Annotated in this window: 19 protein-coding genes; 8 read left to right on the forward strand and 11 right to left on the reverse strand. The window is 31.1% G+C overall.

Annotated elements, in window-relative coordinates; all coding sequences use genetic code 11:
• Positions 1–34: 34 nt before the first annotated feature.
• Complete coding sequence (locus tag H3Z83_RS03910; protein WP_182124153.1) at positions 35–538, reverse strand: GbsR/MarR family transcriptional regulator; 504 nt, start codon at positions 536–538, stop codon at positions 35–37.
• A gap of 121 nt (positions 539–659) precedes the next feature.
• On the opposite strand from H3Z83_RS03910, the gene H3Z83_RS03915 reads away from it, so the two are divergent.
• Positions 660–1,142, forward strand: a complete 483-nt coding sequence (locus H3Z83_RS03915; protein WP_182124154.1) for an RNA polymerase sigma factor — start codon at positions 660–662, stop codon at positions 1,140–1,142.
• On the forward strand, positions 1,126–1,743 hold the full coding sequence (locus H3Z83_RS03920; protein WP_182124155.1) for a hypothetical protein: 618 nt from the start codon (positions 1,126–1,128) through the stop codon (positions 1,741–1,743). Before H3Z83_RS03915 ends, H3Z83_RS03920 begins: the two co-directional genes overlap by 17 nt.
• Before the next feature lie 35 nt (positions 1,744–1,778).
• Here H3Z83_RS03920 and recQ read toward each other — a convergent pair whose 3' ends face one another.
• The 10 genes from recQ to H3Z83_RS03970 form a co-directional block, all read right to left on the reverse strand.
• Positions 1,779–3,887, reverse strand: coding sequence for a DNA helicase RecQ (gene recQ, locus H3Z83_RS03925; protein ID WP_394366240.1), 2,109 nt, complete (start codon positions 3,885–3,887; stop codon positions 1,779–1,781).
• A 70-nt stretch (positions 3,888–3,957) separates the two neighbouring features.
• On the reverse strand, positions 3,958–7,125 hold the full coding sequence (locus tag H3Z83_RS03930) for a S41 family peptidase (RefSeq protein ID WP_182124156.1): 3,168 nt from the start codon (positions 7,123–7,125) through the stop codon (positions 3,958–3,960).
• 67 nt (positions 7,126–7,192) lie between these two features.
• Positions 7,193–7,963, reverse strand: coding sequence for a tryptophan synthase subunit alpha (gene trpA / locus H3Z83_RS03935; RefSeq protein WP_182124157.1), 771 nt, complete (start codon positions 7,961–7,963; stop codon positions 7,193–7,195).
• Positions 7,964–7,965: 2 nt separating this feature from the next.
• On the reverse strand, positions 7,966–9,144 hold the full coding sequence (trpB, locus tag H3Z83_RS03940; protein ID WP_182124158.1) for a tryptophan synthase subunit beta: 1,179 nt from the start codon (positions 9,142–9,144) through the stop codon (positions 7,966–7,968).
• A gap of 8 nt (positions 9,145–9,152) precedes the next feature.
• On the reverse strand, positions 9,153–9,365 hold the full coding sequence (locus tag H3Z83_RS03945; protein ID WP_182124159.1) for a hypothetical protein: 213 nt from the start codon (positions 9,363–9,365) through the stop codon (positions 9,153–9,155).
• Positions 9,362–10,018: a phosphoribosylanthranilate isomerase gene (locus tag H3Z83_RS03950; RefSeq protein WP_182124160.1), complete on the reverse strand. Its 657-nt coding sequence runs from the start codon at positions 10,016–10,018 to the stop codon at positions 9,362–9,364. Before H3Z83_RS03950 ends, H3Z83_RS03945 begins: the two co-directional genes overlap by 4 nt.
• Positions 10,019–10,020: 2 nt before the next feature.
• The gene (gene trpC, locus H3Z83_RS03955; RefSeq protein ID WP_182124161.1) at positions 10,021–10,809 is read right to left on the reverse strand and encodes an indole-3-glycerol phosphate synthase TrpC; all 789 of its coding nucleotides are present in this window, start codon (positions 10,807–10,809) and stop codon (positions 10,021–10,023) included.
• A gap of 1 nt (position 10,810) precedes the next feature.
• Positions 10,811–11,797 carry an anthranilate phosphoribosyltransferase gene (gene trpD / locus H3Z83_RS03960; RefSeq protein WP_182124162.1) on the reverse strand — a complete coding sequence of 329 codons (987 nt, stop codon included), beginning with the start codon at positions 11,795–11,797 and terminating at the stop codon, positions 10,811–10,813.
• The gene (locus H3Z83_RS03965; RefSeq protein WP_182124163.1) at positions 11,797–12,369 is read right to left on the reverse strand and encodes an anthranilate synthase component II; all 573 of its coding nucleotides are present in this window, start codon (positions 12,367–12,369) and stop codon (positions 11,797–11,799) included. The genes trpD and H3Z83_RS03965 overlap by 1 nt, the downstream gene beginning before the upstream one ends.
• A gap of 1 nt (position 12,370) precedes the next feature.
• Positions 12,371–13,762, reverse strand: a complete 1,392-nt coding sequence (locus H3Z83_RS03970; RefSeq protein ID WP_182124164.1) for an anthranilate synthase component I family protein — start codon at positions 13,760–13,762, stop codon at positions 12,371–12,373.
• 383 nt (positions 13,763–14,145) lie between these two features.
• Here H3Z83_RS03970 and asnB point away from each other — a divergent pair, with 383 nt between their 5' ends.
• The 6 genes from asnB to H3Z83_RS04000 all read left to right on the forward strand — a co-directional run bounded on the left by asnB (position 14,146) and on the right by H3Z83_RS04000 (position 23,121).
• Entirely contained in the window at positions 14,146–15,828 is a 1,683-nt protein-coding gene (gene asnB, locus H3Z83_RS03975) for an asparagine synthase B (RefSeq protein WP_182124165.1), read from the forward strand.
• Between the two features lie 222 nt (positions 15,829–16,050).
• Positions 16,051–16,581, forward strand: a complete 531-nt coding sequence (locus H3Z83_RS03980) for a hypothetical protein (RefSeq protein WP_182124166.1) — start codon at positions 16,051–16,053, stop codon at positions 16,579–16,581.
• Positions 16,582–16,741: 160 nt separating this feature from the next.
• Complete coding sequence (locus H3Z83_RS03985; protein WP_182124167.1) at positions 16,742–17,803, forward strand: helix-turn-helix domain-containing protein; 1,062 nt, start codon at positions 16,742–16,744, stop codon at positions 17,801–17,803.
• Positions 17,804–18,093: 290 nt separating this feature from the next.
• Positions 18,094–20,031, forward strand: coding sequence for a DNA topoisomerase (ATP-hydrolyzing) subunit B (gene gyrB / locus H3Z83_RS03990; protein WP_182124168.1), 1,938 nt, complete (start codon positions 18,094–18,096; stop codon positions 20,029–20,031).
• A gap of 112 nt (positions 20,032–20,143) precedes the next feature.
• Complete coding sequence (locus tag H3Z83_RS03995; protein ID WP_182124169.1) at positions 20,144–21,148, forward strand: DUF6588 family protein; 1,005 nt, start codon at positions 20,144–20,146, stop codon at positions 21,146–21,148.
• Between the two features lie 113 nt (positions 21,149–21,261).
• Positions 21,262–23,121, forward strand: a complete 1,860-nt coding sequence (locus H3Z83_RS04000) for a PQQ-binding-like beta-propeller repeat protein (protein WP_182124170.1) — start codon at positions 21,262–21,264, stop codon at positions 23,119–23,121.
• Positions 23,122–23,188: the final 67 nt, after the last annotated feature.

Genomic DNA, 23,188 nt, shown 5'->3' on the forward strand with positions numbered 1-23,188 from the left:
TCAATAATTTTTGAAAGTTTGTGTTCAAATTTTTTTACTTCTTAATAACTTTTGTAAAGTTTGATAATAACCAATGTTCATCCGCTTTTATGGCTTTATCTAAAATTCCGTTTACAGTATTTGTAACAGAAGATAAATCTCCCAAAACCTTTTTAAATTGTTGTGCCTCTTCAGAATTATCATCTATTAATTGTAACTCATCCAAAACTTTAATAACTGGCTCTATCTCTCTCTTCTTACGCTCTTTAGTAATTTGTTTAAAGAGTTCCCAAATATCTTTTCCTGCAGAAAAAAATTCTTTACGCTCTCCAATTACAAACTCTTTATTAACAATTCCCCAATCAATTAAAGCTCTAACATTCATATTAACATTACCACGAGAAATTTGTAAAGTCTCCATAATATCTTCGGCAGAAAGTGGTTTTGTGGTAACTAATAACAAAGCATGTACTTGCGCCATCGTTTTATTAATGCCCCAACTTGTTGCTAAACTTCCCCAGGTTTGAATGTATTTTATCTTTGCCTCATCTAATTTCATGCAACAAATATACAACATCTTTTTAAACTTTCAATAATTATTGAAAATAAAATAATACATTTTTTTTAAATTTCCTTGTAATATATTTAACTCTTCGATTACTAATCAATAAAAAACAATTTTGAGTAACGATTTTTACACATCATCAATACTACCGCATGCAGGTATTATTATTAAAATATGCAGAGCATATACTGATTCTCAAGAAGATTTTGAAGATTTTTATCAAGAGACTTGTTTACAAATTTGGAAAAGTAGAGATGCTTTTCAAAATAAATCAAAATGGTCTACTTGGATTTACCGAATTACCTTAAACATTTGCTTAACGCTTTCTAAAAAGAAAAAAAGGAGAGGCAATAATTTTGATATTCTTCATGAACAATCAGAAAAAAACACTGCTTTTAAAGATGAGAGTTTAAACTTATTATACGATGCCATTAAAAAATTATCTGAAGTCGACAGAGCGATAATTTTACTGCATTTAGAAGAAAATCCACACAAAGAAATTGCCACAATTATTGGAACTAGCGCTAACAATATTGCTGTACGCATTAACAGAATTAAAAAACAATTAAAAATATTATTAGATGGAAAAATCAATTGAAAAAATATGGAATGAAGCTTTTATTAGTGAAGACACTTTAATTGCTCCGAGAATAAACGATATATACAATCAAAAATCTAAATCGGTAATTAATAAAATTAAAAGAACTTATGAGATTGATAACAAAGGTCTAATCCCTATGGCAATTTTGGTTGCTGCTGGAATGACAATATTCTCGGAAGCTATTATAGGTATTTATGGCGCTTTTTTAATTTTGTGCTTATATTTTTATAATACCAACTTATTGAATAAGTTTAAAAGCATTGATGTAAAATCAGACAATTTAACTTATTTAAAAAAATACAAAAGCATTATAAACGTGATAATGAAAGCCACTAAAAAGCTATTTGTATTTGCAATACCGTTAGCTGTTTTGTCAATCTTTGCACTTGCTTTTAGCATTAAAGAGAAAAGTTTTCTATCTAAATTTATCTCTTCAGACACTTCATTTATTCAGGTTATTGGAATCGGTTTTATCGTAGCTCTTGTTGTTTCTATAATTGGAGTAATCGTTTATACAATTTCAACTAAAATATTATACGGAACGCTTATTTCTAAACTTGATAGCATTATTAAAGAAATGGAAGAATTAAAAAAATAAATTGTGAAATAGGCTCCTTTTTAAGGAGCCTTTTATTATCTTTTCTTCTGTAAAATAGTTAACCCAACACGAATCTGCTCATAAGGAACTTTCTCTCCTAAAAATTCGAAATAGGGTTTTAGTGCAATCTCATTTTTTAATACTTTTTTAGCGTTTGCGATCAACTTTAAAGTATCAGCTTCAATAAACTCATCTAAACTCACGTCTTTTCCCTCTATATATAATTTAGATAAATGCGAAAAAATTGTTTGTGCTTTCAAATTACGCTTATCAGCAATTTCATCAATTGTAAAACCTTCTTTATATAATTGAAAAGTTTCTAAAGTAGTGTCTTTTCTTCCTTGTTTTTTTTCATTAATAAAGGTTTTTATTTCCTCCATAAACTCACCTCCGTACACTTCTAACTTACGCTGTCCTACTCCACTAATTGCTAAAAACTCATTATCTGTTTGCGGACGTTCATTTTCTAACGCCTTTAATGTTGCGTCACTAAACACTAAATATGCTGCAATATCTTCTTCTTGCGCAATACGGTAACGTAATTTACGTAAACGTTCGAATAAGGTATCTGATGTTGATTTTTTTGAGTTCTTTTCTTTCAGTATTGTTTTGAGTTCTTTTTTAACCTCAACTGGAGTTGTTAACTGAACCTTTTCTCCTTCAAACAATACTTTTTTAGAGAAATCAGTTAATTGCAACACATTATTTAAGTGAAACGCTATTTGGCAATATCCTTGGTTTATTAATTGAATAATATAATGCTGCCAATGTTGCCATGAAGTGTCACTACCTACTCCGTATGTTTTTAAAGTCTGATAATTCTTATCGTAAACCGCAGCATTTTTTGCCCCTCTTATCACATCAATAACAGTACCCATTGCTTCTTTTTGTTGTAAACGATAAATAGCTGATAATGCTTTTTGAGCTATTACAGTTCCTTCAAAAAACTTTGGTGGATTTTTGCAAACATCGCAGTTACCACAATTTTCTTCAATCAACTCACCAAAATAACTTAACAATATTTTTCGCCTGCAAACAGTAGCTTCAGAAAATTGTTTCATTCTATCTAACTTCGCCTCTTGCACTTCTCTATTACCGGTATTGGCAATAAACTGACGCAATTGAATTACATCTGCATAACTATGAAACAATAAGGCTTGCGATGGCAATCCGTCACGACCAGCACGCCCTATTTCTTGATAATAACCTTCAATATTTTTAGGCATATTATAATGAATCACCCAACGGACATTCGATTTATCGATTCCCATACCAAAAGCGATGGTTGCACAAATTATTTGAGTATCATCCTTAATAAAATCTTCTTGCGTTTTCGCTCTTTCTTCAAAATTTAAACCTGCATGATATGCTTTTGCATCTATTCCGTTTTGCTTTAATTTACTAGCTAATTGCTCGGTTGCTTTTCTACTTAAACAGTATATAATTCCAGAATCTCCTGATCGTTCGTTAATAAATTTTATAATTTGCTTTACTCTATCATTCGCAGGACGAACCTCTAAAGCAATATTTTCTCTATTAAAAGAGCTTACAAATCTTGTTGCATTGAGTATTGCTAGTTGTTCTAATATATCTTCTTGTGTTGCTTTATCGGCTGTAGCAGTTAAAGCAACTATAGGTGTTTCTGGCAACGTCTTTTTTAAGAAAGCTAATTGCTTATATGATGGGCGAAAATCATGACCCCAAGAAGAAATACAATGTGCTTCATCAATCGCAACACAACTTATATAATTCTGGTTTAAAACATTTTGAAGCAATGGTAAACTCTCAGGCGCAACATATAATAATTTGATTGACTTATTAGCAATCGCATCAAACACTTGTTGCTGTTCTTCGGATGATTGACTACTGTTATAATAAGTTGACGGTATTCCGTTTGCTTTTAAACTATCAACCTGATCTTTCATTAAAGCTATTAACGGTGAAATAACCAAAGTGATTCCTTCAAAAAATAATGATGGTAATTGAAAACAAATAGATTTACCGCCACCAGTTGGCATAATAACCAAGGTATCTTTTTTAGCTAAAATATTTTCGATAATTGATTTTTGTTCTAGTCGAAAACTATCATATCCGAAGTTAATTTTTAGTTTTTCTAGTAAGTCTTTTTCAGTAATCTGCATCATGTGGCAAAAGTAGAAATAAAAAAAGCGAAGATTTTAAAATCTTCGCTTTTTAATTACATAAACCAAACTATTATTTGATGTCTTGTAATAATACCTCAACTGCTTTTTTTAATTGAGTATCTTCTCCTCTATCTTTCCAACCCGGGGCATTTTTCACTAAATAATCTGGTACCGCTGGAGCATCATTTTCCATATTTTTTCCTGATTTCTTAACAAACCAGGCTCTAAATGGCATGCGAATATATCCGTTTTGCAAACCTTTTCCTCCTGTAGAAATTACCGCTCCAAAAGTAGGCTGACCAACTAATTTACCTAATCCTAAGTTTTTAAATGCGTGTGAGAAAATTTCAGCATTCGAATAACTATTTTCATTACACAAAGCAACTACTGGCTTTGTATTTACCGATAAAATAGCACGCTCATTAAACGGATAATTCTTACTGTATTTTTTATGACTTTTTAAAGTTTTAGCAGCTCCTCTAGGAACTGTATATGCATGTTGATCTACATTTAAAACAGCCATTAAACGATCGGTTGTCCAACCACCACCATTATAACGAACATCAATAACAATTCCTTTTTTACCATATCCACTTGCTTTTAACTCTCTTTCAAAACGTTCAAAACTTGGTTGATTCATTCCTTGAATATGAATATAACCCAATTGTCCGTTTGAATATTCATCTACTAGTTTCTTACGAGAATCTATCCAAGCTTCATATTGCTGACTTCTAATTGATCTTTGTGGGCGAATAACCACATCTTTTCCGTTCTTTAAACTCAACAACACTTCGTTACCTTGAGTTTGCTTTAACAGCTTATAGAAGTTAGTGTTTTTATCAATCTTATTTCCATTAACAGCAACAATAACATCCCCTACTTTTAATTTACTTTTCGATTTATCTGCAACTGTATTTGGTAAAACATAATTTACTTTTACTCCTCCGTTTACATTCGTTACATCTAAACCTAACAATCCGATCTTTTCATTCACATTTCTTGGAGCTCTACCTCGATACCCCATATGACTTGCATTTAACTGCCCTAACAATAAGTTATACATATATGAATAATCCTGATGCGTAGTTGCAGAAAGTACCCAAGGCTTATATTTTTTCACTAAAGCATCCCAATCATACCCATGGAATTCAGGATCGTAAAAACCAGCTGTTAATGCCCTAATTCCTTCGTTAAAAATTTGCTCGCATTCTTTTTTACTATTCTTAGTATAAGTCGCCGAATGTGGCAACTTGGTAACTTTGTCAGACTTTGTATCTAATTGACTTAAACTACCTCTTGAAGTAAAATAAACTTTCCCTTTATTTTCTGTAATACCCCTTGCACCACTAACTCCCTTAATAGCTTTAGGTTTACTTCCATCCCACTTCACCTTATAAGTACTTCTTTTTTTACTAGCAGGATTTGTTGCTGAGAAATAAATAAACTTACTATCTGCACTAAACACAGGGCTATACTCATTATCTTGTAAAGAAGTAACTTGAACTAAACGGTCGTAAATTCTATCTTGATCTATTTTAACAACAACTTTTTTCTTCTTCTTTTTCTTCTTATCCTTTTTATCTAATTTTTTCTCATCTTTCTTTTCTGGATAATAAGCGCCTTCTTCGTGATCTCTTTTAGATTTTTCCCAATCAGGCTTTTCTAACCAAACCATCCAAACATCATAATTAATTCCACTTCTGTTTGATAAAAAAGCTAACTTTTTACCATCTGCACTCCAAACAGGGTTACGATCGCTTCGTGGATGCATTGATACATTCATTTTTATTGAAGGATCTTTGATTGATTGAATAAAAATCTCACTATCAAAATTTAAATCTTCTTGAGAGTAGGCTAAGTATTTACTATCTGGACTCCAAGATACATCTTCGGCAGCTGCCCAAGAGTTAGAATACTCTTTAGGGTTTACTATTTTTCCATCTTTTAAATCAGCAACCATTAAAATTCCTCTACCTATTTGGTACGCAATTTTCTTTCCGTTTGGTGACACTAATGAACCTTCAACATCTTCTTTACTCTTCGTTAGTTTCGTAACTTTTGTTTTTAAGCTACGATGTAAACCAACTAATGTATCTGTAGATACAGCACTGTATAATTGATAAACCCCATCTCTATCTGAAGAAAAAACAACAGTTTTGTTATCAATCCATTGTGGATTACGATCTCTAAACGAATGCTTACTTACATTATTAGAGCGCTTTTTCTCTTTATTATTTTGCTTAACAAATATTTCTCCATTAATTTCTAAAGCGATACTTTTTCCATCAGGTGAAACTGCATAACTACTAATTCCGTTAGAAACTGTTTTTGTTTCTTCTTCTTCGAAACGATTATCAGAAGAAATATTTAGATTGATTTTTTGCTTTGATCCATTTTCAACTTTAAATAAGTTTACTCCAGTTAAATAAATAATAGTTCCGTTATTGCTTACTGAATAAGAACGCACTCCATCTTTTTTCTCTGATGTTAATTGAGTAGCAGCTCCATTAGCAGTTCCATTTGAAGAAACTGACTGTTTATATACATTATACCTTCCGCTTTTAGCTCCTACATAATATAAATTACCTGAAGCATCCCACATTGGCGAATGATCGTTTTTAATACTCGTTGTAATTTGATGATACTGCTTTGTTTGAGTATTATAAACCCAAATATCTCGCTGTGCAGAACCTGAATAATCTTCACGCGCAATACGACAAGCTCCTTTTGTAAAAGCAATTAGTTTACCGTTTGGTGAAACCGAAGCCATCTCTCCATAAGCAGTTAATAATCGTTGAGGTGTACCTCCGTTATCATTAACACTATACATTTGTGCATCCCATTCAGGACCGCGATATACTCTTCTAGTTGTAAAAATTATCTCTCCATCCTTTGTCCAATCTGTTGGAGTATTTGCAGTAGGATAATACGTCAACTGTTTAGGAACTCCTCCGTTTAGAGAAGTCGTAAACACATTATCATTACCCTTTCGATTAGATGAAAACGCTAAAGCTGTTCCGTTTGCATTCCATACTGGATTACTCTCGTATCCTTTATGAATTGTTAATCGACTTGTTTGTTGTGTAGTAAAATTATAGGTCCAAATATCTCCATGATAACTAAATGCCATTTGAGTAGCATCTGGACTAATAGCTGGTTTACGAATTAAATTATTTTGAGCCAGCAGAAAATTACTTGTAATTATTGCAATTACAATAAGTATTTTTTTTGAAGTCATTATAAATAGTAGTTTAAACTACTAAAATACTTTTTTCAAACTTCATTTAAGAAAAATTAGGAATACCTTAACAGTTCTTTATACTTTTAATAAAACTATCAATTTTATTAACTCCATTTTCGTCTAACTCTTTTATAAAAGCTGAACCAATAATAGCTCCATTCATATACTTACAAGCTGTTGTGAATGTTTTATTGTCTGAAATACCAAAACCAACAATTAAATTACTTTGTAAATTCATTTCGTTTATTCTATTGAAATAAGCTATCTGTTGCTCCGATATTTCTCCCTTTGCTCCTGTAATTGATGCTGATGCTACTACATAAATAAATGCTTCTGTTAACGAATCTATTTTACGAATACGTTCTTCAGATGTATGAGGAGTAATTAAAAACACATTTACAATTCCATAACTCTTAAATAATTCTTGGTAATGATTTTCGAATTCAATCATTGGTAAATCTGGAATAATAACTGTGTCAATTCCACACTCTTTTACTTTTTGACAGAACTCATGCTCTCCATATTTGATTATTTGATTTAAATACCCCATTAAAACTAAAGGAGTCTTATTGTTTTCTTTTATTGAAAACAATTGTTCAAAAACAACTTCTAAATTCATTCCATTATCAAGAGCTACTGAACTACTATGTTGTATTGTTGGTCCGTCTGCCAAAGGATCAGAATATGGCAATCCTACTTCAATAAAATCAACCCCATTTGAACTTAAGTTATTAATTATAGCCGTAGTGTCGTTTAATTTAGGAAAACCAGCTGTAAAAAATATAGACAATAAATTTTGACTCTTTTCTTTAAATATTTTTTTAATCGAATTCATTTTTATTCTTCTAAATGATTGATGTACGTTTCTAAATCTTTATCTCCTCTACCTGATAAATTAATCACCACAACTTGGTCTTTTTTCAAATCCATTTTTGGTAAAACTGCTAATGCATGCGCACTTTCTAATGCTGGAATAATTCCTTCTATCTTCGTTAATTCATAAGCAGCATTTAACGCTTCTTTATCAGTAGCATTCATAAACTTCGCACGTTTTGTTTCATGTAAATACGCATGTAAAGGACCAACCCCGGGATAATCTAATCCTGCTGAAATAGAGTATGGTTCCACAATTTGTCCATATTCGTCTTGCATTAAAATAGTTTTACTTCCATGAATTACACCAACTTCACCTAATTGAGAAGTTGCTGCACTTTCACCGGAATTCACTCCTAAACCAGCAGCTTCAACCGCTATTAACTCAACATCTTTATCCTCTAAGTAATGATAAAAAGCACCTGCAGCATTCGATCCCCCACCAACACAAGCAACAATCGTATCTGGATTTTCTTTACCAGTTTGCGTTTTTAATTGCGTCTTCATCTCTTCAGAAATCACCGCTTGCAAACGTGCAACCATGTCAGGATATGGATGCGGCCCAACAACAGAACCAATTAAATAATACGTTTCAGGGTTTTGAATCCAATAGCGAATTGCTTCGTTAGTTGCATCTTTTAAAGTTTTGCTTCCGCTTGTGGCAGGAACCACTTTTGCTCCTAACATTTTCATACGAGCAACATTTGGTGCTTGTCGTTTAATATCTGTTTCTCCCATAAAAACAACACACTCCAAATCCATCAAAGCACAAACCGTAGCAGTAGCCACTCCATGCTGTCCCGCTCCTGTTTCAGCAATAATTTTAGTTTTACCTAAGTGTTTTGCTACTAAAATTTGACCAATTGTATTGTTTACTTTATGTGCTCCTGTATGGTTTAAATCTTCACGTTTTAAATAAATAGTTGCTCCATATTTTTCAGACAATCTTTTTGCTAAATACAACGGACTTGGGCGACCAACATAATGTTGTAACAAATCTTTGTATTCTTTTTGAAACGCTTCTGATGCAAGAATATTTAAATAATTATCTTCTAATTCTTTTACATTTGGATATAATAACTCTGGAATAAATGCGCCTCCGAATTGCCCATAATACCCTTCTTTAGTTGGTTGAAATTTCATTTTTTATTTTATTCAAAGTACCAGTTATTTCTACCTGTACTATTTAACCAATTTCTTAGTTCTTTTTTTATTTTATCTTTTTTGTTTTTATCTACCCCTCTTATCCAAATACCAAAATAACCATGAGGATTTTCACATGATATTTTAAATTCATACTTTTCATTGTCTATTAAACATTTGACACACCCTCCTCTTCCTTCATGAACTACTTCAAAATTCATCCCAATAGACTTTTAAATTTCTTTATTTTTTTTATTGATTTTAAACCAGCCTCTGTTTCAAACTTACTATTTACATCTAAAGCGTAAATAGGTAAGCTAGTTTTTTGTAATTCTTTTATCGTTGCTATCTCATTTAACCCTATTCCTCCACTTAAAAAAAATGGTTTAGTAGAATTATAATTCTCTAAGAGCTTCCAATTAAAAGTTATACCGTTTCCTCCTCTTTCTTTTCCTTTCGTATCAAATAAAAAGTAATCTACTAGCTCTTCGTATGGCTTTATTTTTTCAAAATTAAAATCATCTTTAACTCCAAAAACCTTAACAATTTCTGGTATTTTATATTTTGATCTTTGATGCTTTTCTGCAATACTTTCAGTAAATATTGTTTTTAATTTAGCTACATATTCTGGAGATTCATCTCCATGTAATTGCACCATTTTTAACCCATATTCCTCAACTAACGAAACTACAATTTCTGGAATCTCATTTACAAAAACACCAGCTTTTTTTATTTCTTTTGGTAGTTCAGGAATGATTCCTTCAAAATTTCTTGGGGATCTATCATAGAAAATAAATCCCAAATAATCAGGATTCAACTCAGCTACTTGCTGAATATTTTCTATATACTTCATTCCACAAACTTTCAGTTTCATCTTTATCTAATTTGGTCTATAAATTCTTTACAAGCTTGTCCTGGATTATCAGTTTTCATAAAAGTTTCACCTATTAAAAACCCTTGAAAACCATGCTCTTTTAATCCTGTAATAATTCTTGGATCTGAAATTCCACTTTCAGAAACTTTAAGTGCCGAATCTGGAATTTGACTTGCTAATTTCATCGAATGCTCTAAATCAACCTCAAATGTTTTAAGATTGCGGTTATTAATTCCGATTATCTTATTATCTAAATCATTAACCTTATCTAAATCTTCTTGGGTGTGCACTTCATATAAAACCTCTAAACCTAAATCGTTCGCTAATTGTCCGTAATTTTTCAACTCTTGTGCCGTTAAACAAGCAGCGATTAACAAAACTACATCAGCTCCAATAGCCTTAGCTTCTACAATTTGAAAACCATCAACAATAAAGTCTTTTCTTAAAATTGGTTTTAGTTGATTTACAGTTCTAGCTTCTAATAAATCAGCCATTGTACCTCCAAAAAACGAAGTATCTGTTAATATAGATTGTCCTGCTACATTGGCATCTAAATAACCTTCTGTAACCTCAATAATGGTAGACTTATCGTTAATAACCCCTTTTGATGGAGATTGACGTTTAAATTCAGCTATAATACCTGTTGAACCAACTTGTAACAACGATTTCTTTAATGAAAAAGGAGCATTTTTAAAATTAGGACTTTCTACTAATTTCTTAACAGGAACTTCAGCTTTTATCTTTGCTATTTCTGTTTTTTTAAACGCGATTATTTTATCTAAAATGGTCATTTTAACTTACTAATTTTTCTAATGATTTTTTTGCTTTTAATCCAAAAAGAGAATCTTTTGCTTCTTCAAAAGCAGTTTCAAAACTCTTATTTTCATCAAACGTTTTTAATGCAAATGCAGTATTTGTCAAAACTACATTATTCTGCTGTTCTGTGCCTTTTCCATTGATAATATTTACAAAAATTTTAGCAGCTTCTGCAACAGTATCACCTCCAAAAATATCTGATTGTAAAATTTGTTTTTGATTTAAATCGGATGGTGAGATTTGTTGTTCTGATTCTTTTGTAAATAGTTTAAAATCTCCTGTTAACGAAATTTCATCATAGCCATCTAACGCGTGTACCACTCCATAATTCACTTTCGACTGTTGTAATATATAGTTGTAAACTCTGGCTACTTCTAAATTAAAAACACCTACTAATTGGTTTTGAGGTGAACTTGGGTTTACCAAAGGCCCTAACATATTAAAAAATGTTTTTACACCTAATTCTCTTCTAATAGGGGCAACAACTTTCATTGCTGGATGAAATAATGGCGCATGTAAAAAACAAATATTCGCTTCTTCTAACTGATGCTTTAAAACACTTTCGTCATTGGTAAATTTATAACCTAAAAACTCCAACATATTTGAAGATCCTGAAGCTGATGACACTCCGTAATTACCATGCTTAGCAACTTTATTTCCAGTTCCTGCAACAATAAATGACGTTAGTGTTGAAATATTAAAGGTGTTTTTTCCATCTCCTCCTGTTCCACATAAATCAATCGTATTAAAGTCTGACAAATCTACTTTTACAGCTAATTCCAATAATGCTTCTCTAAATCCAGATAACTCATCAACCGAAACCGGACGCATTAAAAACACCGTTATAAAAGCTGCTATTTGAGAAGCGTTATATTTTTCTTGCGCTATATTTATTAAGACTTCTTTCGATTGGTCTTTAGTTAATCTTTTCTGTTCGAAAAGTGTATTTAATATTTTTTTCATTAGATACTTTCTATAAAATTCTGAATCATCTTTTTTCCATCTGGAGTTAAGATACTTTCTGGATGAAATTGTACTGCCTCGATATGATATTCTTTATGACGTAATGCCATTACACTTCCAGCATCATCAATTGCAGTAACTTCTAATTCTGACGGAAAATTATTGTGAGAAGCAATCCAAGAATGATAACGAGCTGCCTCAAATGTTTCTGGAATATTTTTAAAAGTAATTGTGTCATTCTTAAGCACTTTCATCTCAGTGGCAACTCCATGAAATACATCATTTAAATTTTCAAGTTCTCCACCAAAAACTTCAGTGATTGCCTGTAAACCTAAACACACTCCGAAAATTGGAATTTTACCTGCATACGCCTTAATCACTTCTTTTAAAATTCCTGCTTCGTCTGGAATCCCTGGTCCTGGTGATAAAATAATTGCATCGTAGTTTTTAATTTCATCAACTAAAATTTCATCATTACGATATACATCTGGCAATTTCCCTGTAATATCTTCTACATAATGTACCAAATTATAGGTAAACGAATCGTAATTATCTAATAGTAATATCTTCATCTTATATCTCTTCTGCTAACACTAAAGCTTTCTTTAATGCTGCTAATTTATTATTAACTTCTTGTAATTCGTTTTCCTCTTTCGAATTAATAACAATCCCTGCTCCTGCTTGATAGTACAATGTATTATTTTTACTTACAAACGAACGTATTGCAATTGCTTGATTTACGTTTCCGTTTAACCCAATAAAGCCTACACATCCACCGTAGAATCCTCGTGTTTGATTTTCGTATTTATCAATTAATTCCATCGCTTTATATTTTGGAGCTCCACTTAAAGTTCCAGCAGGAAAAGTATCTCCAACAATTTCAATTGGATTCCCTGTAATTTTACCCGTAACTGTAGATACCAAATGAATTACATGACTAAAATATTGTACTTCTTTATAGGTTTCTACGGTTACATTAGTAGCATGTTTACTTAAATCATTACGTGCTAAATCTACCAACATTACATGCTCTGCATTTTCCTTCGGATCATTAGCCAATTCTTTTGCTAATTCTCTATCTTTCTCATCATCTCCAGTTCTTCTAAAAGTACCCGCAATAGGGTTTATAATTGCCTCTTTAGCATCAATTTTTATCTGTGCTTCGGGTGAAGATCCCATTAATTTAAAACTTCCGTAATCGAAATAAAATAAATATGGTGATGGATTTATAGAACGTAATGCTCTGTACACATTAAATTCATCTCCTTTAAATTTTTGTTGAAATTGACGAGATAACACTAATTGAAAAACATCTCCTCTTTTACAGTGTTCTTTTGCTTTAGTAACGCTTTGTTTAAACTCCTCATCTGTAATATTAGAAGTTTCACTTCCTTCAAAATTAAATTGATATTTAGCAAATGATTGTGAGTTTACTAGATTAGATATTTCTGACAATCGAGACTCTTCACCTTCAGGAATATTTTCAATTAAAATTAATTCATTCTTAAAATGATTGATTGCAACTATAAACCTAAAAAAACTGTATTGCAACATTGGAATTGCCGATGGTGATTTCTTTGAATCAAATTGTATTGTTTCAAAATACTGAACTGCATCAAAAGTAGTGTATCCATACAACCCATTGAATGATTTAATTTCATCTGAACAATCAACATCTATTAAATTACTGTAGCTATCAAACAGTTTATAAAAATTACGGTCTATCGTTTTTCTACCTAACACTTCCTTTTTATATGAAAACGAAATGTCATTTTCATCAGCTTTGATAGTTATTAAAGGCTCAATACATAAAAAAGAATAACTATTTTCTTTACTATGATAATCTGAACTTTCTAACAATAAGCTATTCGCATATTTATCTCGCGTACGTAAGTATAAACTCACCGGAGTAACAGTATCAGCTAATTGCTGTTTAGCTATTGTTGTAAACTTTATTTTATTCATTCTTAAATTTATTGTAACAAAAAAGGCTTATCATGAGATAAGCCTTTTCGTTGTATTATAGATATAACAAGATGGTCTCACTAACGTAAGTTACGAGATTTCCACCACCAGTTATTTAATAATTGTTTCACCATTATGGTACAAATGTAAAATAGATTTTCTGGAATCCAAATTTTTACTTCAATTATTTCTTTAAAAATAAAAAACAATAAGCTTTATAAGCGGTTTGTAGCAAAACAACTTTCACATCAACACAAATAACATGTTATTAGTTAAAATATATAACCATAATTTAATATTTAGTTTTCAAATACAAACATCATTCAGTTATTTGTACCAGAATAGTAAACAAAAAATTACTCTAAGTATAAAAATATAAAGTTATGTGTGGAATTGTATGTGCGTTTGATTTAAAACAATCTTCTGAGAGTTTAAGACCTCAAGTATTAGAGATGGCTAAAAAAATTAGACATCGTGGTCCAGACTGGAGCGGAATTTATAGCGACGATAAAGTAATTATGGCTCATGAACGTTTAGCCATTGTTGATCCTGCTTCTGGGCAACAACCTTTATTTAGCGCTGATAAAAAATTAGTTCTAGCTGCCAATGGAGAAATCTACAACCATAGAGAATTGAAGAAAGAGTTTGGTTTTGACTATGAATTTCAAACTGCTTCGGATTGTGAAGTAATCTTAGCTTTATATAAAGAAAAAGGAGTTGATTTTGTTGATGATTTAAACGGAATCTTTGGTTTTGCTCTGTACGATACAGAAAAAGACGAATACTTCATCGCTCGCGATCATATGGGAATTATCCCATTATATATTGGTTGGGATCAAAATGGAACTTTTTATGTAGCTTCAGAATTAAAAGCTTTAGAGGGAGTTTGTGCTAAAATAGAGTTATTTCCTCCTGGACATTATATGTCTAGTAAAGACGGAGAGTTTGTAGAATGGTATAAAAGAGACTGGTCTGACTATGAAGCAGTAAAAGAAAATGAAACAAGCATACAAGAAGTGAAAGAAGCTTTAGAAGCTGCTGTTCATAGACAATTAATGTCTGATGTTCCTTACGGAGTGTTACTTTCTGGTGGATTAGACTCTTCAGTAACCTCAGCTATTGCTAAAAAATATTCTCAAATGAGAATTGAATCTGATGATAAAAAAGAAGCTTGGTATCCACAGTTACATTCTTTTTCAGTTGGTCTAGAGGGATCACCTGATTTAGCAGCAGCACAAAAAGTTGCAGATTATATTGGTACGATTCATCATGAAATTAAATTTACAATTCAAGAAGGTTTAGACGCTATTAAAGATGTTATTTACAATATCGAAACTTACGACATTACTACAATCCGCTCTTCTACACCAATGTATTTAATGGCTCGTGTAATTAAATCTATGGGAATTAAAATGGTGCTATCTGGTGAAGGAGCTGATGAAATTTTTGGAGGATATTTATACTTTCATAAAGCACCTAACGCACAAGAATTTCACGAAGAAACTGTTCGTAAATTAGATAAACTGCATATGTACGATTGCTTAAGAGCAAACAAAAGCTTAATGGCTTGGGGAATTGAAGGTCGTGTTCCGTTTTTAGATAAAGAATTTATGGATGTTGCTATGCGCATCAATCCAAAAGACAAAATGATTAATGGAGAGCGTATGGAAAAATGGGTAATCAGAAAAGCTTTTGAAGATATGTTACCAGAAAGTGTAGCATGGAGACAAAAAGAACAATTTAGCGATGGTGTTGGTTATAGTTGGATTGATACCTTAAAAGAAATTGTTGAAAAAGAAGTTACTGATGAACAATTAGCAAACGCTAAATTTAGGTTCCCTATAAATACACCTTTAAATAAAGAAGAGTTTTATTATCGCTCTATTTTCGAAGAACATTTTCCTAGTGATACAGCTGCTTTAAGCGTACCACAAGAAGCTAGTGTTGCTTGTAGTACTGCAACCGCTTTAGAGTGGGATGAAGCTTTTAAAAATATGAACGAACCATCGGGAAGAGCTATCGCTAATGTGCATGATGATGCTTATAAAAAAGAAGTAACATCCTAAAAAATAAAATGACTTAAAAATCCTGCATTTGCAGGGTTTTTTGTTTTGACTAACTTTAAGTTAATTAAATCTTAAACCTACCCCAAAAAGAGTTAAATGGATTATTATTAATAAAATTAAGACCATTTTTTCAAGTCTTAAACTGTTTAACTTTCTAATTTTGAAATGTAGTTGATATTACTAACCTCTCATAATTATTTTTTAACCATAAAACTTAATATAATGAAAAAATTAGTAATCGGTTTTCTTTTTTTAGGTCTAACCAGCCTTACGCATTCTCAAGTCGAGAATGGAACTCCTAACATTACTCTTGAAGCTGTAACGATTAAACCTCTAAATCTTAGTTACCTCAAAAATGTGCAAGACAAAAACACTCCTGAGGTAGCTGTGGCATTAGAAAATGAAGCTGCAAGATATGATATTACTGAAGACCCAATCTTCGATAGAGAATTCGAAGCTTATGAAGTTGTATTCAAAGCAAAAACAGAAGGTGGCAGTACAGGTTTAATTACCGCAACTTATGATTCTGAAGGAAAAATATTAAAATCTGTAGAAAAATACAAAAACATTTTATTACCTAAAACAGTAAGAGAAGCTATTTGGGAGAAGTACCCAAATTGGGTAATACATAAGGATGTATATTTAGTAAGCTATAAAAACAATAAAGATGCAAGAAAATTGTTTAGGGTACAAATAAGAAAAGACGGAAATAAAAAAAACCTAAAACTTGGTTACAACGGAAATATATACTAATCATAAAACTATCATTTCATATAACTAGACTAGAGCTAATATTAAATTATGCTCTAGTTTTTTTTGTAAAAACACCCTTTTAAGTTCTAAAATCCCCCTTTAACAACTAGTTAACAAAATATTAAATGACTAGTTGTTATTTTTACATATGCCCATTTATATGGTACAACATATAACAAATGATAAAACTGCCATAAATTTAGCAGTAACTTACTATTTAAACCAAAAAAGTAAATTTCATAGAAAGTGCATAGAATATTGGGTAGATAATAAAAAGAATAGCGTCTTTTATCTTATAAGAGCTATTAACAAAAAAGCAATAATCCAATTATATTTTAATTTTTTTAAATTATATCCTTATAAAATAAGTAGCGTAAATAATGATTTAGTTAATGCATTTTTAAATAGTCAACAAAAAATAAAATCTGTTCAAACTGAATCTTTAGAAGTTAAAACCTATCCGGTTTTTTTAATAGTAAAAACATTAAATAAAAGCTTACTTGAATATAAAATTGGGCTAGAAAAATCCTCAAAACTACTATTAGACAAAAAAAAGGATTTAAATAATTATATAAACAGTTATAATGGAATTAAAATAGATTCATCTGAGGAAAATAACAACATCGCTGAATTTACATCATGCCAAAAAGCTATTCGTTGTGCTTATTTGATTCAAAAAAAACTATTAAGAAAATATAGTAACATCAATTTTCGCATTGCTTTGTTTAGTGAACCTAATAACTATAAAGAGCAAATTTTATCTCAAAAAATACCTAAATTATTAAATTTCTTGTTTTTTCTATGCAATCAGAATGAACTTTTAATTTCTTCTAACATTAACCATTCATATTCCAACAATGGTCTAAAAACTAGAAAACTGAACATTCAGCAAGAAAACTTTTTATTTTCTTTAGCAGCTACGCTAGATAAAAACTATCATAATTCTAAGTTTAACATCCCCGATTTTTGCAAAAGCATAATGATGAGTAAAACGAAATTATACAGAAACTGTAAATCACTCACCGGAATGTCTATTAACGCACTTCTAAAAGAATATAGACTTAAAAGCTCACTTAACTCATTAAATAAAAATCATAGTTCTATTTCTCAAATATCAATTAACTCAGGTTTTAGTAGTAGCTCATACTTTTCAAACTGCTTTAAAAAGAAGTTTGGGATCTCTCCTAGAGAATTAGCTTTAAGCTCTAATCTAGCTTTTTAAATAAAAAATGATCAACAATTAAACTTTCCTACATTAGCAAAATCTCTTCCCTAAGCAACTTTCTGTTATTCACAATAAACAAAAGCATTAATTGATTCACCATTTTCGGCATAAAGGCATTTTAAGCTCATTTAAGACACTTTTATCTTTTTAACAAATGTTGATAATTTCACTATCTAACCGCTTAAAAACTTTATATTCCTTTTATTTTTTTGTAAATTTGTAAGACAACAAAAGTCGCTTTCGGGCGATTTTTTCATGTTAATGACTATAATTTAATTCACTTTATAATGAGCGAAGAAAAAAAACATAATTATGACGCTTCCAGTATTCAGGCACTGGAAGGAATGGAGCACGTACGTATGCGTCCATCAATGTATATTGGAGATGTTGGAGTTCGTGGGTTACACCACTTAGTATATGAAGTTGTAGATAACTCTATCGATGAAGCTTTAGCGGGTCATTGTGATAGAATTGACGTAACAATCAATGAAGATAATTCTATTACCACAAAAGATAATGGTCGTGGTATTCCTGTTGGAATTCATAAAAAAGAAGGAGTTTCTGCACTTCAAGTTGTAATGACTAAAATTGGTGCTGGAGGTAAATTCGATAAAGACTCTTATAAAGTTTCTGGTGGTTTACACGGTGTTGGTGTTTCTTGTGTGAATGCATTATCAGATCACTTAACAGCTACAGTACATAAAGAAGGTAAAATTTGGCAACAAGAATACGAAAGAGGTAAAACCTTATATCCAGTTAAAACAATTGGAGAAACTGATTTTACTGGTACAATTGTAACCTTTTTACCAGATAAATCTATCTTTCAACAAACAACAGAATACAACTACGATACGTTAGCAGCACGTATGCGTGAGTTATCTTATTTGAATAAAGGAATTACGATTACTTTAACTGATAAACGTAATAAAGATGATGAAGGAAATGACATTTCTGAAACATTCCACTCTACTGAAGGATTATCAGAATTTGTTAAGTATTTAGATTCTACTCGTGAGCAATTAACCGCTGGTGTAATTGCAATGGAAGGCGAGAAAAACGGAATTCCTGTTGAAGTTGCTATGGTTTATAACACTTCATATTCAGAAAACTTACACTCATATGTAAACAACATTAATACACACGAAGGTGGAACACATTTATCTGGTTTCCGTCGTGGATTAACGCACACTTTAAAAAAGTATGCTGATGAATCTGGTTTACTTAAAAATGTAAAATTTGATATTGCTGGAGATGATTTTCGTGAAGGATTAACAGCTATTGTTTCTGTAAAAGTTGCAGAACCTCAATTTGAAGGTCAAACAAAAACTAAATTAGGAAACCGTGAAGTAAGCTCTGCTGTATCTCAGGCTGTAGCTGAAATGTTAACTAATTATTTAGAAGAAAACCCTAACGACGCTAAAACAATTGTACAAAAAGTAATTTTAGCAGCACAAGCACGTCACGCAGCTCGTAAAGCACGTGAAATGGTGCAACGTAAAACCGTAATGAGTATTGGTGGTTTACCTGGTAAACTATCTGATTGTTCTGAAACTGATCCTGCTCAATGTGAAATCTTCTTAGTCGAGGGAGATTCGGCAGGTGGTACTGCTAAACAAGGTCGTGATCGTAACTTCCAAGCAATTCTTCCTTTAAGAGGTAAAATCTTAAATGTTGAAAAAGCAATGCAACACAAGGTTTTTGAAAATGAAGAAATCAAAAACATGTTTACTGCCTTAGGGGTTTCAATCGGAACAGAAGAAGACCCACGTGCTTTAAACTTATCTAAACTACGTTACCATAAAGTAGTTATTATGTGTGATGCCGATGTAGATGGATCGCATATTGCCACTTTAATTTTAACATTCTTCTTTAGATATATGCGTGATATGGTAGAGCAAGGTTATATCTACATTGCTACACCTCCTTTATATTTAGTTAAAAAAGGTCAAAAACGTGAATATGCTTGGGATGATAATCAACGTGATTTAATCGCTCAAAAAATGGGTGGTTCTGTAAATATTCAACGTTATAAGGGTCTTGGAGAGATGAATGCTGAACAATTATGGGATACAACTATGAATCCTGAATTCAGAACTTTACGTCAAGTTGTAATTGATAGCGGTACAGAAGCAGATAGAGTATTCTCAATGCTAATGGGAGATGAAGTTCCTCCACGTAGAGACTTTATCGAGCGCAATGCAAAATATGCAAATATTGATGCATAAAACTCTTATAGAATACTAAAAAATAAAAGCTCAATCGATTATGATTGAGCTTTTTTAATTAGGATAATTATCAGTTTTTCATACATTTGCCTCAAATAACAAACTCAGTAAAATGAAAAAAATTACTTTATCCCTTTTAACCATTTTTGCTTTAACTTTTAATTCAAAAGCACAAGAATTAGAAACAATACTTTTAGCTGGTAATGACACTAACAAGCTTATGACAGCTTATATGAATCCTGTTATGAAAGGATTAGTCTTTAGTATGAACAATGGATGGTACCATACAGCTAAAGTTCATAAAAAATTAGGGTTTGATATTACTATTGGAGCTAGTGGATCTTTTGTTCCTTCTAAAGATGAAATTTTCAATCTTACTAAACTAGGGTTAGAAAACTTCAACCTTAACGGAAATACAACTTCTCCAACAATTGCAGCTGATGACAATATCAATGGAGCTAACTTAACTTTCTCAGGAGAAGTAGAAGGTATTAATCAACCTGTTTCTGTAACTTTTGATATGCCAGGTGGAGAAGGTTTAAACATAACTCCAGCTCCAGCAGTTCAAATTGGATTAGGATTACCTTTTAAATTAGAAGCAATGTTACGTTTTGTTCCTAAAGTAGGTTCTGATGATGTAAAAGCTGGTTTATTTGGATTAGGTCTTAAAAAAGAAATCACTGATTGGTTCGGGCCAATGGACAAAACTCCTTTGCATATTTCTTTATTAGCTGCATATACCAACATGAATGTAGATTATGAAATAGGTAATATAACTGGTAATGTATCTTCACCAAATGCAGAAGCAGAGTTTAAATTGAACTCTTATACTATACAAGCTATTGCCTCACTAAATTTGCCTGTAATAAATTTTTATGGAGGTGTAGGGTATAACGGAGGAAATACTAAATTAAACATATTAGGAAACTATCAATTAAATTATGATGGAGGGCAAACAACTAACGTTCCAAATCCTTTATCTTTAAAATCGGATGCTGGTAGTTTTAACGCAACTGTTGGTGCTCGTTTAAGCTTAGGATTCTTTAAAATATTTGGAAGTTATACCATGCAAGACTATAGCAATGTAAATGCAGGTATTGCATTTAGCTTTAGATAGTCTAACTTGTTAAAAACAATTATAAAAAGAACCTTACTTATTCAGTAAGGTTCTTTTTTATTTTATATTTTCGGACTTTATTTATTAAAATCAACCTCTCACGTTAAAAAATTATGAAAACAAAAATTTTTATTTTACTATTTACACTAATAGTATTCGCTAATTATTCTCAAGAAAAAAAATGGGAAAAAGACCTTAAATCTGAACTATATCAAGTTGGATGGATAAAACAATCAAATGACGGAAATATCATTGCCTCTGGAGCTAAGGGTTTGTTAGCAATGAATAACAAAACTGGCGAAACTATTTGGCACAATAAAGAATTAAAAGCTATTGATAAAAATACTTTTTTAAATATTGACGGACTACCATATTTCTATATAGAATACACTCCAGTTGTAGGTAAAACAAGAGGACTAATCCTTAATTCTAGTAATGGTGCTATAATTTTTGACACAAAAGACAAAGGTTATAGAATAAAAGACTATACAATACTACATGATAAAGGTGTAATTCTTTTTGAACTTCTAGAAAATAAGGATAGAAAATTAATGAGTTTTAGTTTAGCTAAAAACAAAGTTAACTGGATTACTGATTTAGGAAAAAGCAGTGGTCTTTTTAAAAGGTTATTAGGAAATTCATTTATTGATCATGGGCCTATTTTTACTCAAAAAAACAATTTAATATTAGGTATCAAAAACGAAATTTATGCAATTAACTTTGATGACGGAAAAATTACTTGGAAGAACGAATCAAAAAAGAAAGTTAAGGCTTTAGTGTATTCTGATAAAAACAACAGTTTATATGTTGGTATTAAAAAATCTAATAAATTAAAGATTTTCAACCCTGACAGCGGAGAAGATATCACACCTGGAAAGTTAAAATTAAGAGGTACATTAATAAATGTAATGCCAGATGAATCAGGAAATCTAATACTAGTAGAAACCGAAGGGTTTAATATTATCGATCCGGAGACAAACTTATTTAAATGGAAAAAAAGCTTTAAAATTGACAACTTAAATGAAGTTATTCCTCATAAAAAAGGAATGATTGCCGTTGGTAAAGATGAAAAAAAGAGCTCTATTGCATTAGTTTCAAACGAAGGTAAGAAAATATGGGACACTAATGTAGATGGATATGCTTATTACGCAACTCCTACCGATAAGGGCGTATTATATATTTCAACCGAAAGATCTAATATTCTTGATTATAATAAAGGAAAAGATGTGTGGAGAAGAGATGTTAAATTCAAATCAATTCCTGCAGTTACTTTTGATGAAGAAGAAAATAAGGTTGTACTTTTTGAAAATAAAAAAGGGTACAAGTTCGATTTAAATACTGGAGAAATTAATTTATTTGCAGAAGATGTAAAACTAGAAAATGTAAAAAGAAAGACCCCACTAGTAGCTGAGTACATAAAGGGTGAAGGATATTTATTAAACACACCTCAACATATGTCTTTATTAAAGCCTAATGGAGAAGTAAAGTATTCTTCATATTACAAACCAGCTTCTACTGTTGATGGTTTAATTGGTGTAGCCCAAATTGGATTAGCTATTGCTGGTGTAGATTTCGACATAAAAGGATCTATGGATAACATAGAAATGTTAAGCAGTTTATCTAACGGAGCTTATAGAACTTCTAAAGACCAAACTGATGGAACCTCAAAAAGTTCAGAAATTGTAGGTTTATATGTTGGCCCAGACGAAGATAATATGCAAGAGGTATTTAGCGTAAGTTCGAGGAGGTTTTTTAACTCAAAAAGTCTTAAAGATAGTCAGTTTATAGTAACAAAAGTTAAAAGAGAAAATTTACCTAACATTCATAAAATATTAAAAATCAACAAGAAAACTGGGGTGATTGAAAATCAAATTGACTTGTTAGATAAAACACCTAATTATGTGATTGATAAAGTAGACAACAATGTGTTTGTTAACGAAAATAATCATTTAATCTCTGCTTATAAGTTTTAACAATTATAGATAATTTAATTATTACTAAAACCCCATTGAAATTTCAATGGGGTTTTACTTTTATATC

Origin of the sequence: Tenacibaculum pelagium (assembly GCF_014062345.1) — a bacterium.
Taxonomy (GTDB): domain Bacteria; phylum Bacteroidota; class Bacteroidia; order Flavobacteriales; family Flavobacteriaceae; genus Polaribacter; species Polaribacter pelagius.

What these genes read in the sequence shown, in the direction of transcription:
- trpB (WP_182124158.1), bottom strand. Translation starts at nt 9,144, where the DNA reads ATGAAATTTCAACCAACTAAAGAAGGGTATTATGGGCAATTCGGAGGC.
- H3Z83_RS03980 (WP_182124166.1), top strand. Translation starts at nt 16,051, where the DNA reads ATGAAAAAATTAGTAATCGGTTTTCTTTTTTTAGGTCTAACCAGCCTT.
- H3Z83_RS03945 (WP_182124159.1), bottom strand. Translation starts at nt 9,365, where the DNA reads ATGAATTTTGAAGTAGTTCATGAAGGAAGAGGAGGGTGTGTCAAATGT.
- trpD (WP_182124162.1), bottom strand. Translation starts at nt 11,797, where the DNA reads ATGAAAAAAATATTAAATACACTTTTCGAACAGAAAAGATTAACTAAA.
- H3Z83_RS03995 (WP_182124169.1), top strand. Translation starts at nt 20,144, where the DNA reads ATGAAAAAAATTACTTTATCCCTTTTAACCATTTTTGCTTTAACTTTT.
- asnB (WP_182124165.1), top strand. Translation starts at nt 14,146, where the DNA reads ATGTGTGGAATTGTATGTGCGTTTGATTTAAAACAATCTTCTGAGAGT.
- recQ (WP_394366240.1), bottom strand. Translation starts at nt 3,887, where the DNA reads ATGATGCAGATTACTGAAAAAGACTTACTAGAAAAACTAAAAATTAAC.
- H3Z83_RS03920 (WP_182124155.1), top strand. Translation starts at nt 1,126, where the DNA reads ATGGAAAAATCAATTGAAAAAATATGGAATGAAGCTTTTATTAGTGAA.
- H3Z83_RS03985 (WP_182124167.1), top strand. Translation starts at nt 16,742, where the DNA reads ATGGTACAACATATAACAAATGATAAAACTGCCATAAATTTAGCAGTA.
- H3Z83_RS03930 (WP_182124156.1), bottom strand. Translation starts at nt 7,125, where the DNA reads ATGACTTCAAAAAAAATACTTATTGTAATTGCAATAATTACAAGTAAT.
- H3Z83_RS03910 (WP_182124153.1), bottom strand. Translation starts at nt 538, where the DNA reads ATGAAATTAGATGAGGCAAAGATAAAATACATTCAAACCTGGGGAAGT.
- gyrB (WP_182124168.1), top strand. Translation starts at nt 18,094, where the DNA reads ATGAGCGAAGAAAAAAAACATAATTATGACGCTTCCAGTATTCAGGCA.
- H3Z83_RS03950 (WP_182124160.1), bottom strand. Translation starts at nt 10,018, where the DNA reads ATGAAACTGAAAGTTTGTGGAATGAAGTATATAGAAAATATTCAGCAA.
- H3Z83_RS03965 (WP_182124163.1), bottom strand. Translation starts at nt 12,369, where the DNA reads ATGAAGATATTACTATTAGATAATTACGATTCGTTTACCTATAATTTG.
- H3Z83_RS04000 (WP_182124170.1), top strand. Translation starts at nt 21,262, where the DNA reads ATGAAAACAAAAATTTTTATTTTACTATTTACACTAATAGTATTCGCT.
- trpA (WP_182124157.1), bottom strand. Translation starts at nt 7,963, where the DNA reads ATGAATTCGATTAAAAAAATATTTAAAGAAAAGAGTCAAAATTTATTG.
- H3Z83_RS03970 (WP_182124164.1), bottom strand. Translation starts at nt 13,762, where the DNA reads ATGAATAAAATAAAGTTTACAACAATAGCTAAACAGCAATTAGCTGAT.
- trpC (WP_182124161.1), bottom strand. Translation starts at nt 10,809, where the DNA reads ATGACCATTTTAGATAAAATAATCGCGTTTAAAAAAACAGAAATAGCA.